Source organism: Winogradskyella aurantiaca, from assembly GCF_003362725.1.
Lineage (GTDB): Bacteria > Bacteroidota > Bacteroidia > Flavobacteriales > Flavobacteriaceae > Winogradskyella_A > Winogradskyella_A aurantiaca.
In genome coordinates this window covers 71842-85618 of the sequence record NZ_QKTV01000006.1, presented here as the reverse complement: position 1 = coordinate 85618, position 13777 = coordinate 71842, and the positions used below count along the sequence as shown (strand labels likewise).

Below are 13777 nucleotides of genomic sequence, written 5' to 3'. Positions count from 1 at the left end.
GCTAAACTATTAAGTTATTTATTCTTCTTCTTGTACTGCAGCAGCTGCAACTACTGGCTCAGCTTTTGGAGCTGGAGCAGCCTCGGCCTTTGCCGCTTGATTATCTTTTTCTGCACGCTCAGATTTTCTTTCTGCTAAACCATCTGCAATTGCTGAAGTCACAATCCCTAAAACTTTATCAATAGATTTAGAGGCGTCATCATTAGACGGAATTAAAAAGTCAACCTGACGAGGGTCTGAATTGGTATCAACCATAGCGAAAATTGGAATGTTCAATTTTTGAGCTTCCTTAATAGCAATATGCTCTCTTTTGATATCAACTACAAAGATCGCACCTGGTAAACGTGTCATATCACTAATAGAACCAAGGTTCTTTTCTAATTTGGCACGTTGACGATCCACCTGTAAACGTTCTTTCTTAGAAAGTGAGTTGAATGTTCCATCTTTCTTCATACGATCGATAGAAGCCATCTTCTTTACGGCTTTTCTAATCGTTACAAAGTTCGTCAACATACCACCTGGCCAACGCTCTGTAATGTAAGGTTGATTAACGGCTGCAGCTTTCTCAGCAACAATGTCCTTAGCTTGTTTTTTAGTGGCAACGAAAAGAATCTTCTTTCCAGACGCAGCAATCTTTTTAAGCGCTTCAGAGGCTTCACTAATTTTAGCTGCAGTTTTGTAAAGGTTGATAATATGGATGCCATTGCGCTCCATATAAATGTAAGGAGCCATGTTTGGATCCCATTTTCTTGTGAGGTGACCAAAGTGTACACCTGCTTCTAGTAGATCTTTTACTTCTACGTTTTCCATTTTTGTAATAGTTTACGTTCTGTTGAATTAGCAATGATAAGGTGGAAGCTTTCGCCTGCCCTAACCATTTAGATGCTAAACTAAACTCCGACACTTTGGTCGTGAGCAACAAACACTGGTTAATAAATGCTCGTTTTACCGAGCTTGATTCAAAAAATAAAGAACATTCAGAACCTTGAAACAAGGTTCTGAATATAAGTTGTTGGATATTAACGTTTAGAGAACTGGAATTTCTTACGCGCTTTCTTCTGACCGAATTTCTTACGCTCTACCATTCTTGGATCTCTTGTTAATAGACCTTCTGGCTTTAATATTGCTCTGTTTTCAGCATCTAACTCACACATTGCGCGAGATAAAGCTAAACGCACGGCTTCTGCCTGGCCGGTGACACCACCTCCATATACGTTAACAGTAATATCAAAGTTGCCATCATTGTTAGTCATGACTAAAGGTTGGTTAACCTTATACTGCAATGGGGCAGTAGGAAAATATTCCGCCATGGCTTTTTTGTTCACCGTAATGTTACCTTTTCCTTTGGCAACATATACACGGGCAACAGCCGTCTTTCTACGGCCGATTTTGTGAATTACTTCCATTAATTAAAATCGTTTAAATTAATTGCTTTAGGTTTTTGAGCTTCATGTGCATGCTCAGCACCTTCAACAACAGTTAGGTTACGGAACAACTCTGCTCCAAGTTTGTTTTTAGGTAACATGCCTTTCACAGACTTCTCTACTAATCTTGTTGGATCTTTTTCAAACAACTCTGTAGCAGATAAGCTTCTTTGTCCACCTGGATAACCTGTATGACGGATATAACTTTTATCTGTCCATTTGTTACCAGTTAAGTTGATTTTTTCTGCATTGACAACAATAACGTTATCACCACAATCAACGTGCGGAGTAAAGTTTGTTTTGTGTTTACCTCTTAGTAGGATTGCTACTTTAGAGGCTAGGCGACCTAAGTTTTGTCCATCAGCATCAACAACAACCCACTCCTTGTTAACAGTAGCTTTGTTTGCTGAAACCGTTTTGTAACTTAATGTGTCCACACTAAATAGTTTTGATTATTAAACATTTCCTCTTCCGAAAAAGAGTTTGCAAATTTATGATAAACTATTGGATAAGCCAACTCTTTGGATATCTTTTTTACCCTTGATATTCAGTTAGTTTAACTATCAATTAAAACAAAAAAAAAGAGGCGCCATCATGGACGCCCCTGATATATTTAGAATCGCGTTTTATTCTGCTGGGCGAACATCCACAATTTCATACATATCTTTACCATCTACTTGTATTGGTTGATAGTACGTTTCTCCAAACTGTACATAGGTTTGTTCACCAATTTTTACTTCTTCTCCACCTTCAGGAAGGTTAGGCACTATAGTTCCTGCAGTAGCAGGAATAACGATGTAGCCATCTTCATTTTGCTCATAGAAGGCTCCAGCTACATAATAATTAGTCTTGTCGCTGCCATCGATTTCAACCTTTTCGGCCTCTTTGGGGATTTCAGGTACTTGAGCACCTACAGGGGCTTGCACAGCCACAAAACCTTCAGGGGTTTTCAAGTAATAGGTCCCATTGTCATAATGGTATTCTTCTTCCTCCTCTTTCTCTTTGTTATTATCTCCGCTGTCTACAATACTCACTATAATGGCTGTGGTGGCAATAGTAGCTACAAAGTACCCCCAAGGGTGATACCACGATCCCCAGTAAAATGGAGTATAGGGATGCCAAAAATAGGGCCTATGGCAATAGTAATGAAATCCACCATAGCGGTATGGAGGTCGTACGTAGGCACGCGTACCTCCTCTAACATAGGTGTTTCGATTGTTTATGGTAACATTTTTGCTCCGATCTATATTAATGTTGTTTTTGTTCCCGACCCGATTGTTATTTCCCTTATTGCTTCGATCAACATTTCTGGTGTTTTTACTGCGGTCTGTAGATCGGTTGGTAGCTCTATTCTTAGAATTAGTAGTACTGCGATTTGAAGTTCTATTCTTTACATTCGAAGTCTTTTTGTTGGTGCTGCTAGATCTATTTGTTGATTTATTTCGGCTCCCATTAAAAGACCTATTTGAGGTTGACGATCTGTTAGTTGAACGATTGGTAGTCTTCGGTTTTGTTGTTCTTGATCTATTTGTAGATGGACGACTCACATTTCTACTCTGGTGTGACATTGAACGTCCGCCACCACCACCATGACGCATACGTTGTGCTTCAAGATGTTCTGGTGTTAAGAGAAGTAAAAAGGCGAATATAAAACCTAAACTTATATGTAAATATTTTGAAGACATCTGGCTGTGAAATTAAGATTTAGACATGATACTTATTAATTTGGCATTTTTTGGTGGCGTAAATTCAAATACCTCATCAGGTATGTAAGGATTAAAGGACCAGTTAGCAAAAGTTCCTTCGTGTTGCATGTGATTATTGTCCTTTTCAATAAACAAATATTTATGAGGAAGATACATAGCGTCATTGGTAATCCAAATTTGTAAACTCGTTTCTTTATTGAAAGCCATGACATGAAAGCACTCCACATTTTCAACAGTCTTAAGCCCTAAAAATTTCACATGATCAAAATAGTCCAGAATGTCATCTGTTAAGTCAGGATAAAATATGTCAATTGCTGGAAATTTTATTCCGAACTTGGCATTCACCGAATCAACCATTTTTATTGTAGTATCAGGTACTTCAAAACGAACATAGTTGTTTTCATCAAAAGAATAATACGTTAGGTATTCACTATTATACCAAATTGCTCTATTGCCTTTATCACCATGACTATGGATGGTCATTTTACTTGGACCATTAAACTTCATCGAATGGGTTCCAAAATGGCGCTCGTTTTCAAAAAGATCGTTTTCAAAGTCATTTTCGGTTCTTACATCAACAGAAAGTGAATTAAGATCGCCAATAACTCCTGTCATTTTGTCCAGTAGACGTACGGCTATCGAGTCAACCTCGCCCGTATTTTGAGCCTGTAGAAATGAAGACAGTAATATGCAAATTATGAAGGTGTTACGTTTTATCATCATGATTTAATTAAGATGGAGAAAGATATAAAAAATTGATTAAGAATTATATAGCATTAATTAATGTTTACTCGATTGTTGTTGGTGGATGACATTCCTTTTATAAATGGGATTTCGAAACCAATTACAAACTGAATTCTTGATGAAGTAATTTTTGAGTTATCTGCTACACCGGTGTTAGGCGGTTCAATAAAATCATTATCAGAAATTGAAATACTGTTAGTGCCACGTGTATAGGTAAGACCAAAAATTAGACTTGCCCATTTAAATTTCCAATCCACACCACCACTTAAATGGATATAGTTAGTGCCGGCACTTAATTCGTCAGCATTAGTTGTTACCAAATCAAAGTAGTTAGTCTCACCTCCAAGCGAGTCAAAATCTGTACTAAATCCAAATAGGGCTGAAAAATTCTCTTCAATATACAATTCACCTCCTACACCAAAATTGGTTACAAACCGCCTTTTCTCATTGAAAATAACATCTGTAGGTTGGCCATTGATTTCCAATTGTGGAATGTCCAATCTTGAATATTCACTTAAGCTGGACATAAAATCAAGATTAAGATGAAGTCGACTTCTTCCTAGTTTTATACCAGCACCTGCTGAAATACCATAAGGAATGCGACGACGAGCCTTAATATTTTCGGATTCAAAATCGAACAGTAGATCACTATTGTCTTGAGTTCCTGCTTTAACAAGAGAAAGTCCATAACTCCCGCTGCTTGCTACTTCCAGATAAGGTAAATTAATATTAATGCCTATGTCGACCTTTTCAAATCTATAATCGGCACCTATTTTAACATGGAAGCCATAAGACCGTTGATCAAATGAGTATTGAAATTGTTCTGAACTTACTTGCTCAGTTGTAAATTGAAAGTCCTGGCTATAGGACCTAATTCCACGATATTTATAGTAGCTGCCAAATAAGGAAATTCCAATACTTAAATCGTCATTTAATTTGTTGGCCCAACTTAGCCCATACCAATCGTCTCTTATGTCATTTCCAACGCTAGTTTTTAAAAGGTAAGCCTCAGCATCTGGAAATTCATCTAGAATTCTATCGTTCAATTGAGAGTAGGTTGAGGATATATCTCTGTTAACCCGATATTTGGCTAGAAAAACGTAAGCAAATCTTTGATCAAATAGACTAAAGGTACCTCCAAGCAACGATGGCACTCCAGTAAATGTCCCCCGGTTTACAGGGTCACCATCCGTTATTAAAGGATCAATATTGAGTTGATTATACTGAAAGGCCCTGGCATTGAAAGCAAATCCGTTGTTTTCAATTAAAGAAAGTCGGGCGGGATTGTAATATGTTAGACCAATATCTGTAACACTTCCTGTGACATTTCCAGTTAAAAGTATTGATCGGTTACCGTATTGATTGTACTTATAATTTCCCTGCTGTCCATAGGCTATAAAAATTAAGAAGAACCAACAAATCCTGAAGAAGAGTTTTATCATAAGTTTTTGCGCACCAGGTCATTAATCCTTCAACATCTCAGCAACCGTAGGTATGTTTTCAATTAATTCTGTCCTTGAAACGGCCAAGAAATATAGCTCTAATTGATAAAACTGCATGGCGACCTTTCCGCCATGGGACTTTATAAACTTATTACTGTATTGGGTCATAAGTCTATTGAAATCGATGTTTAGTTTTTCGGCTAATTTCAAATGGCTAGCTGCCTGTTCATTACTCATATTAAAATAGTCTTGAGAGTAATTTTTAACGATTTCAAAGCGTCTCATTTCTAAGTCAAAGCGTTTAGCTTCATATTCGTTGTAAGTGGCCCAAAAATCTTTGTTAACAACCTCACCTATAAACTCTTCAAATATTTCTCGTTTCTCCATTTTATAGATTTCCTGCTCCATTTGATAGTCCTCAATGGTCATCTGGGCATTTGTTTGAAAAGACATCAACATAAAAGTTAAGGCAATAAATAGAGTTTTCATGTGATTGGAATTTTTAATAGAATTCAATTTACAATAAGTTTCTGTGTGGTACTGTATCTGTCCTGAGAATTTGTCAGGACAACAAGATACAATCCTCTGTCTATATTAGTGATAATTATAGGGTCTCCATGAGTTTGCTCTATTATCAGTTGACCAGAGGAGCTGTAAACTTCCACCCTTGAAACGTCATTTTTGAAAAAAATCATATCTGAACTTGGATTTGGATAAAAACCTGTGGCATTGAGGTTAGAATCAGATATACCCAACGAATTTGAGGTGTAGCTAAATAGAGCAGGGTTATCGGAATTAAAAACTTCAGACGTAAGGTAAAAATCAGATAATCCTAATGGGGCAATAGCTTCAATTTGACTTGATAAACCGTTAGGAGTTGAAATACTTGTTTTTACTGAAGTACCATTTGAAAATTGACTTCCTGAAAAACCGGTTAGTTCAATTATAAAAGGAGAAAAACCAAATGGAACAATCGAGATGTTGTATCCAGTTAGTAGAACAGTTGACTCGTCAATACTTACGGTGCCGCTTGTAACTAACCCATTAATATTAATCGAGTCTGTTATATCCAATTCATAGTTGCCTGGTGTTTTGGACAATTCATATACACTAGTGTTTTGAGATGTCCATTGTTTTGTAAATATGTAAAGATTATCCTGAAAACTAATTAGCCCCTCTGCATCATAATCAGTGCTTGCTGTTGTGGGGGTGAAATCAACTTGATCTTTATAGGAAAACTCAATAACCTCAGCAGTTACTGAATTGAAATTTAAAACATCGCTTATCAGGACTTTATAAATTTTAAGATCTGTTCTGCTACCAGAATTATTGCCAAAGTCGGCTATATAAATAAAGGTGTCGTCCGCAGCTAAATCCTCCCAGTCAACATTAGTTGCATTGGAAATAACAATTGTTCGTTCCACATTGCCGGTTGCTGTGTCTACTTGATAAAGTTCATTCCCACCTCCAGAATCGTTATGAGTTATTAAAATATCATTGACGTATACAATCCCAGAGGATTCATTTATACTATTGTTAAGTGTGCTGACTACTGGTAGTTGTTGTGCGCTAGTACTAATGGTAATTAGTAATAAGCTTATCCAGATATACTTGATCATGAGGCTATTTCTTAATTATAAAAATATAATTAAAATGACCAAAATCAAATGAATACCAACGATTTACTTATTCGAAGATAATGGGGTCTGGATAAAAAGCTGCAACTGCAAACCACATACTCATGAATGAATTTGTTGATTGCAATATAGTTCCACTGCGTGGTCCTGATATAGCTTCTCCAAAGATGTTCCAAACAGTACCCTCATTGTCTTCAAAAAAAGCTTCTGAACCATTATGTACAAAATTAAACTCCAAATTGTTTTGATCACCACTGAGCAAGAACGCATTCATTACATCGGCATTTCCAACTATTAGATAACGGTCATTTATAAAAGAATCTTTGACAACACGTCCACCTTCAAAGCTAGAAAACTTGTATACTTTAGCCCGATTTCCATCTTTTACGGCCAGAATTCTTTGCTTATTGGGCAGTTGAGGGTTTATAATCGAAGGGGTGAATAAAAAGAAATCATCCACATCTAAATAAGCTCCATAGGGATAAGTACCATATGGTCTTGAGAAACCGGTATCGGCATTTAAAACAAGAGCATTCGGATACATGGCCTTGATAGTACCCCAATTGGTTTCAATAACTTCATGTTTAATAGGCACCTGGCCGATTGATTCACCATTGACACATAATTCCAAAATTTGTGACCAGTTGCTATCCGTTTCTCTATCATAAAGAATAAGATTGGCGTTGTAAAGAAGTCCGGAAACACCAAATGATGTAAATGTAGTACCTACTTGACTTTCCCAAGCAAAAGCCGTGCCAGTTAAAGGGCAATAAGAAAGCGTAAGTCTATCTGCACTAAATGTATCATTAACAATTTCATGATAGTCTAAAATAAAGTGTGGATAGATTTTAACATTATTTCCAACCTTAAGTGCCACCACAAGGTCATTATCATTAATTTGAGAATCAAAAGATGCGACGGAAGAGAATTTTGGATCATCAATGGATGGAATTCCGTCCTTACCAGGGCCACCATCTCTAACTTCATTAACGGGAATAAGCCATTCTGATGACCCCGCTGTTCCACCGTTGGGATTTTCGTTAGATTCAGTATTTTCTTGATTTCCTTGCTCTCCGATACCTTCGGAATCATCACTGCAACTGAAGTTTATTACTAAGGAAAGGACGATTGCATATTTTATCAATTTCATACTATTGGAATTTTTCAATTTTTGGTTTACTCAAAAGGGAATAAATGAAGCCAGTTGTTATTCTATATGTTGGTGTTAATTGAAGACCATCAGGAACTGCATATAACGGTAGTTCTGCAGTAGCATAAAGATTTAAATTTCGGGCCACAATAACTGAGAGATTCGGCATTATAAAGACCCAATTTCCACCAGTATTTGGAAGGGAATTGGTGTTTATCCTGTCTTTTTGAGCATTTCTGTATTTGAACGTAAGACTTGGATTTATTAAGGTACTTTTTATAAGGAATTGATCTACTAAACCTAAATAAGCCTGGAATTCGTTACCAAATTTATAAGCTGAATTTCCAAGATATTCAGAATTAGTGCCTGTATGCCTGAATACCGCCCTTAAAGATAGACTAAGACTAGGTCTAAAATTCAATTGTTGGATAGCCGTTAAAACATAGAGTAAATCCCAGGCCCCGCTGCCAGGTTGCAGATCGGCATTTAATACAATGCCCTGATCGTTTGTCTCTGTAGTAGATCCAAGAGGCACCTTAACTCCTAATCCTAATCTAAGTGTGGTAGGTAGTTGAGGGTCAGCAATAAGAGCAAAATTACCTAAAACCACAGCATCACCAATACCAGAGGTTTGGTCCAGGTTTTGGTTTCCAAATTGTGTAATACGCCTGGTTTGTTTTACCCATGTAAACAGGCCTTCAACCGTGAACTTCGTTCCAAAAGAATGCCCAATATTAAGAAGGATTGAAGTTGTTGTTCGCAGTCTGGAATTATCGTTTAAAGTTTCTCCTTTGTTTTTTAAGGTATTGAGGTAATTATAATCGTAACTCAAACTAAAGAGGGTAGCATCAGCGTCAGAAAAATTTAGGCCTATGTTATTAGACAAAGGAATCCCGCCTGAACAGCAAGTCTGAGCATTTGCTATTCCGGCGCAAATAAATGAGATTACAACAAAAAAGTTTCTTAAGAAGACCAAACCACAATTATCATAGAGTTTGGACGCTTGAAAATGATTAAGCTTACATAATTATTTTGTTGCCCTTAAGATTCGGTCATTAATTGAACGACCAATTCCAGTTTCTGGCAATTTCTCAATTATGATTACATCAAGATCAATAGCATCTAATTGATGCATGGCATCATATAGTTTTTGAGCTGCTTCTTCTAGATTACTGGATTCAGATAATGATAGTTCTGTTGATACTTCAGGGAAATTCTTTTTTGGGCCAAACGACAATAGACCTATCTTTTTATACTCAAGAGTTTTAAGCGTTTTTTGAATTGAATCTGATAATATAGTTGTTGTTTTTGGGGCATAATGCCGCTCTAACATACCAGGTGCGTCGGGCAAAACTTCCTTTTTGTTGAGAATGGAGACGGGTCCGATAATTGCTTCAATTTCTTCAATACTTAAGGTTCCTAGGCGATAAACAATAGGATCTTCTCCATTAAACCCAACAATAGTGGACTCAATACCTTCTTTACAAGCACCTCCATCTAAGACCATCTTAATCTTTTTTGAAAAGTACTTTTCCACATGTTCTGGGCGAGTAGGACTGATATTGCCAAACGGATTGGCACTTGGGGCTGCTAGTGGAAAATCTAGAGTTTTTAGGAGTTTTAATGTAACAGGGTGGTTTGGAACTCTAACGGCTACAGTATCTTTTCCTGCTGTTATTAAAACAGGAACGGTTGGTTTCTTGTTTAAAACTAAAGTCAGAGGCCCAGGCCAAAATTTCTTGGCTAACTTGCTCGCCTTCTCCGGAATTTCCATGGCTACGTTTTCTAGATAGTCTGAATCTGGAATATGGACAATTAAAGGATTAAATAAAGGACGTTCCTTGGTTTTAAAAATTTGTTTAATGGCTGTTTCGCTATAGATATTGCCAGCAAGACCGTAGACGGTTTCTGTAGGAATAGCAACAAGCTCATTTGATTCGAGTAATTGCTTTGCTCTGTTAAGATCTTTAGATATTATGCTCATTCAAGAATTCAATAACAAGTAGTATTAAAAAACATGGTGAAGGCTAAATTGAAGTTGATTTTTGGAAACTGCATCTGTAGTTTGATTCATCCAACCAAATTGTAATCGCAAATTAGTCTTAATAGCGTAACCAAGTCCAACATAGAGTCGGTTTCTGTCAAATAATTCAACTGTATGGTCATTACCAATTGATTTTTGACCATTTACAAATATTTCATTGTAGAGTGCCAAGTATATAGCATTTTTTGTGAGCGCCACTTGGTTAAGAGGAATATTGAGGAATAGGTTATAACGCACTCGTGTTCTAAAGTCCTGAGTTTCTACGAAGCGCTGTTCAAATCTAAACCGATGATTAAAATAAAGCCGTTTACCTAATTTAGAAGGGAATATGGCCTCCTGGTATATTCTATGCTCATTGGTGGTTTCAGAATTGTCAGCTCCTTCTTCTCCAGTCAGTATAAATGCATAACCTACTGTAAATTTGATATTAGTATTTACAGGCCTGTAAGTAACTCCTCCTCTCAATAGTAATTGCTCTAGATCACCAATAATATTCCAATTGCGATATTGCAAATCGCCTTGAAACCCAAATTGAGATTCGTTTATCTGGGTATCCCAGAAATACATGTACCATGCGCCAAGTTTGCCATTATTGCTTTGACTATTTCCAGTGATTGCAAAGCCAATCAACAATATCAAACTGAGTATCTTTTTTTTCATTTGATAAAAAAATTAATGGGCTTCTAACCAATTATCACCCATGTCCATGTCGACAACTAAGGGAACTGCTAATTTATAAGCATTCTCCATCTCAGTTTTGATCATTTCTTTAAGCTTAGGAAGCTCAGTCTTGTACGCATCAAATACTAATTCATCGTGTACCTGCAACAACATTTTAGATTGATACTGATCGTCTTGAAGTTTGTTATGAATATTAATCATGGCGATCTTAATGATATCAGCAGCGCTTCCCTGAATAGGGGCGTTGACGGCATTGCGCTCTGCGGCCCCACGAACAACAGCATTTCTTGAGTTTATGTCTTTTAAATATCTCCTTCTTCCTAAAATGGTTTGTACATAACCGTGGTCACGAGCAAAATCTACCTGATCACTTATGTATTGTTTGAGTTTAGGATAGGTGGCATAATAGGTATCTATGAGTTCCTTAGCCTCAGATCTGGACAAGTCTGTTTGATTACTTAACCCAAAAGCCGAAACCCCATAAATGATTCCAAAGTTGACCGTTTTAGCATTCCCACGTTGCTCACGTGTAACTTCAGAAATAGGAATATTAAATACTTTAGCGGCCGTTGAGGCATGAATATCTTCACCGCGTTTAAAAGCCTCAATCATTGTAGGTTCTTCGCTTAAGGCAGCAATTATGCGTAGTTCAATTTGAGAATAATCAGCCGCTAACAAAGTATAGTTCTCATTTCTTGGAATAAAGGCCTTTCGGACCTGACGTCCGCGTTCGGTCCTAATTGGGATATTTTGAAGATTAGGATTGTTACTACTGAGGCGTCCTGTTGCAGCTACCGCTTGCATATAATCTGTATGAACACGACCTGTATTAGGCGCAACCTGATTGGGAAGCGCATCCACGTAGGTGCTTTTTAGTTTACTTAAACCACGATATTCCAAGATGTTTTTAATAATCTCATGGTCTTTAGCTAAATAGCTGAGTACATCTTCTGCTGTTGAGTATTGTCCCGTTTTAGTTTTTTTGGGCTTATCAACTAATTTGAGTTTTTCAAATAGAATTAATCCAAGTTGCTTGGGTGAAGCAATATTGAATTCTTCTCCAGCGGCTTCATATATGGCTTTTTCCAAATTTGTAATATCCTTGGCTAATACTTCAGATAGTGATTGCAGAAATTCCTTATTTAAATTAATACCTTCCAGTTCCATATCTGCCAATACTCTTAACAGTGGAATTTCAATATCGTCAAATAATGCTTGTGTGTTAGCTGCTCCCAATTCCTTTTCAAAGTGTTCTTTCAATTGGAGGGTGATATCCGCATCCTCAACCGCGTATTCAGTTTGTTGGTCTAAGGGGACTTGCCTCATGGATAATTGATTCTTCCCTTTCTTTCCAATTAATGATGTAATTGAAATAGGGGTGTAATTGAGGTATGTCTCAGCAAGCACATCCATGTTATGACGCATGTCCGGATTGATGAGATAATGTGCTAGCATGGTATCAAACAGTTTCCCTTTTACCTCGACATCATACTTAGCCAATACTTTAATGTCATATTTTAAATTTTGTCCAATTTTTTCAATGGTTTCACTTTCAAAAAATGGTCTTAATGTTTCTATCAAGTCCTGTACTAATTCCCGATCCTCAGGAAAGGGGAGATAAAAGCCTTTCCCTGTTTCCCAAGAAAATGAGATTCCTACCAATTCGGCCTCTAAAGGGTTAATACTCGTAGTCTCTGTATCGAAGCAAACAGATTTTTGGTTCATCAGATTTTTTAAAAACAATCTAGTTGCCATCGACCCATCTATACTTTGATAAAAGTGTGACGTATTTTCAATGGTACTTCTGGTATAATCCGATGATGGAGTAGAAGCCGAGGAGCTTTCATCACCAAATAAGGAGAATTGACCTGCACCAGCCGGTGCATTAGAGGTCTGTGATACCACAGTTGACTTTGGGTTTTTACTTGAATTTTTATCAGTGCTTTCGGTAGTTCCTGTTTCGGTGGCAAACGTTTTTAGAAAATTATCTGTAAGCCTTCTAAATTCTAAATCTTGAAATATCTGCTTAACTTTCTCTATATCGGGGTGATCTAACTCAAAATCCTTAGCATCAAATTGTACAGGTACATCCAACATGATTCTGGCTAATTCTTTAGAAAGCTTTCCTAGTTCTGCATTAGCCTCAACTTTTTCTTTCATTTTTCCCTTCAATTGGTCTGTATTGGCCAAAAGCCCTTCCATACTCCCAAATTGATTAATGAATTTTTTAGCTGTCTTTTCGCCTACTCCTGGAAGTCCTGGAATATTATCTGAAGCATCCCCCATCATTCCAAGGAAGTCAATTACCTGTTCTGGGGTGTCCACTTCAAACTTCTTTTGAACTTCAGGAATTCCCCATGTCTCATAGCCTCCTCCAAATACTGGTCTGTACATAAATATGTGGTCCGTAACCAATTGCGCAAAGTCCTTGTCCGGTGTTACCATAAACACTTTATAGCCCTCATTCTGGGCTTGTCTAGATAATGTTCCAATGATGTCATCGGCCTCAAATCCTTCCTTTTCAATAATGGGGATATGCATGGCTTGTAAAATCTGATGAATATAGGGCACAGCTGTTTTGATACCTTCCGGGGTTTCGTCTCGGTTCGCTTTATACTCAGTATACATTTCTACACGGTCTGCACTACCACCCTTATCAAAACAAACTGCCAGATGATCTGGTCGCTCTCTTTTAATAACATCTAAAAGTGAATTCATAAAACCCATGATTGCCGATGTATCTTCCCCTTTGGAATTAATCCTAGGGTTTTTGATAAAAGCATAATATCCGCGAAAAATTAAGGCATAGGCGTCAACTAAAAAGAGCCGTTTTTGATTGGACATATAAGGAGAATTTTTAAGCTATAAAGCTACAAAAGAAATTAGTTTGGATTGGATAAAATAAAGGCATAAAAAAACCCGAAGTATTAGTTCGGGTTTATTCTCTAG

The 13777-nt window shown here is 37.1% G+C and carries 13 protein-coding genes; all 13 read right to left on the bottom strand.

Translation table 11 applies throughout. From position 1 onward, the window contains the following. Window positions 1-18: 18 nt before the first annotated feature. The 13 genes from rpsB to polA all read right to left on the bottom strand — a co-directional run bounded on the left by rpsB (window position 19) and on the right by polA (window position 13672). Window positions 19-810, bottom strand: a complete 792-nt coding sequence (gene rpsB, locus DN064_RS10900) for a 30S ribosomal protein S2 (protein ID WP_115462691.1) — start codon at window positions 808-810, stop codon at window positions 19-21. Between the two features lie 209 nt (window positions 811-1019). Then, window positions 1020-1406 (bottom strand): 30S ribosomal protein S9, encoded by a 387-nt coding sequence (gene rpsI / locus DN064_RS10895; protein ID WP_115462690.1) that lies wholly within the window; start codon window positions 1404-1406, stop codon window positions 1020-1022. Continuing rightward, a complete protein-coding gene (gene rplM, locus DN064_RS10890; protein ID WP_115462689.1) occupies window positions 1406-1861 on the bottom strand; it encodes a 50S ribosomal protein L13 in 456 nt (151 codons plus the stop codon). Before rplM ends, rpsI begins: the two co-directional genes overlap by 1 nt. Before the next feature lie 189 nt (window positions 1862-2050). Then, window positions 2051-3109, bottom strand: coding sequence for a DUF6515 family protein (locus DN064_RS10885; protein WP_115462688.1), 1059 nt, complete (start codon window positions 3107-3109; stop codon window positions 2051-2053). Window positions 3110-3121: 12 nt separating this feature from the next. After that, complete coding sequence (locus tag DN064_RS10880; RefSeq protein WP_115462687.1) at window positions 3122-3853, bottom strand: DUF2092 domain-containing protein; 732 nt, start codon at window positions 3851-3853, stop codon at window positions 3122-3124. Window positions 3854-3906: 53 nt separating this feature from the next. Next, window positions 3907-5316 carry a hypothetical protein gene (locus tag DN064_RS10875; protein WP_115462686.1) on the bottom strand — a complete coding sequence of 470 codons (1410 nt, stop codon included), beginning with the start codon at window positions 5314-5316 and terminating at the stop codon, window positions 3907-3909. A gap of 21 nt (window positions 5317-5337) precedes the next feature. After that, complete coding sequence (locus DN064_RS10870) at window positions 5338-5805, bottom strand: hypothetical protein (RefSeq protein WP_157962296.1); 468 nt, start codon at window positions 5803-5805, stop codon at window positions 5338-5340. A 23-nt stretch (window positions 5806-5828) separates the two neighbouring features. Next, complete coding sequence (locus DN064_RS10865; RefSeq protein WP_115462684.1) at window positions 5829-6935, bottom strand: T9SS type A sorting domain-containing protein; 1107 nt, start codon at window positions 6933-6935, stop codon at window positions 5829-5831. A 67-nt stretch (window positions 6936-7002) separates the two neighbouring features. Then, window positions 7003-8103, bottom strand: coding sequence for a DUF3179 domain-containing protein (locus tag DN064_RS10860; RefSeq protein ID WP_115462683.1), 1101 nt, complete (start codon window positions 8101-8103; stop codon window positions 7003-7005). A 1-nt stretch (window position 8104) separates the two neighbouring features. Continuing rightward, window positions 8105-8989 (bottom strand): transporter, encoded by an 885-nt coding sequence (locus DN064_RS10855; protein ID WP_157962295.1) that lies wholly within the window; start codon window positions 8987-8989, stop codon window positions 8105-8107. Window positions 8990-9130: 141 nt separating this feature from the next. Further along, window positions 9131-10087 (bottom strand): L-threonylcarbamoyladenylate synthase, encoded by a 957-nt coding sequence (locus tag DN064_RS10850; RefSeq protein WP_115462681.1) that lies wholly within the window; start codon window positions 10085-10087, stop codon window positions 9131-9133. A gap of 24 nt (window positions 10088-10111) precedes the next feature. Next, on the bottom strand, window positions 10112-10807 hold the full coding sequence (locus DN064_RS10845; protein WP_115462680.1) for a DUF2490 domain-containing protein: 696 nt from the start codon (window positions 10805-10807) through the stop codon (window positions 10112-10114). A gap of 12 nt (window positions 10808-10819) precedes the next feature. After that, window positions 10820-13672 (bottom strand): DNA polymerase I, encoded by a 2853-nt coding sequence (gene polA / locus DN064_RS10840; RefSeq protein ID WP_115462679.1) that lies wholly within the window; start codon window positions 13670-13672, stop codon window positions 10820-10822. Window positions 13673-13777 lie beyond the last annotated feature (105 nt).

Bases quoted from the DNA above. Each gene is read 5' to 3' on its own strand.
- DN064_RS10850 (WP_115462681.1), bottom strand. From the start codon at position 10,087: ATGAGCATAATATCTAAAGATCTTAACAGAGCAAAGCAATTACTCGAA.
- DN064_RS10880 (WP_115462687.1), bottom strand. From the start codon at position 3,853: ATGATGATAAAACGTAACACCTTCATAATTTGCATATTACTGTCTTCA.
- DN064_RS10885 (WP_115462688.1), bottom strand. From the start codon at position 3,109: ATGTCTTCAAAATATTTACATATAAGTTTAGGTTTTATATTCGCCTTT.
- polA (WP_115462679.1), bottom strand. From the start codon at position 13,672: ATGTCCAATCAAAAACGGCTCTTTTTAGTTGACGCCTATGCCTTAATT.
- rpsB (WP_115462691.1), bottom strand. From the start codon at position 810: ATGGAAAACGTAGAAGTAAAAGATCTACTAGAAGCAGGTGTACACTTT.
- DN064_RS10845 (WP_115462680.1), bottom strand. From the start codon at position 10,807: ATGAAAAAAAAGATACTCAGTTTGATATTGTTGATTGGCTTTGCAATC.
- rpsI (WP_115462690.1), bottom strand. From the start codon at position 1,406: ATGGAAGTAATTCACAAAATCGGCCGTAGAAAGACGGCTGTTGCCCGT.
- DN064_RS10870 (WP_157962296.1), bottom strand. From the start codon at position 5,805: ATGAAAACTCTATTTATTGCCTTAACTTTTATGTTGATGTCTTTTCAA.
- DN064_RS10875 (WP_115462686.1), bottom strand. From the start codon at position 5,316: ATGATAAAACTCTTCTTCAGGATTTGTTGGTTCTTCTTAATTTTTATA.
- DN064_RS10860 (WP_115462683.1), bottom strand. From the start codon at position 8,103: ATGAAATTGATAAAATATGCAATCGTCCTTTCCTTAGTAATAAACTTC.
- DN064_RS10865 (WP_115462684.1), bottom strand. From the start codon at position 6,935: ATGATCAAGTATATCTGGATAAGCTTATTACTAATTACCATTAGTACT.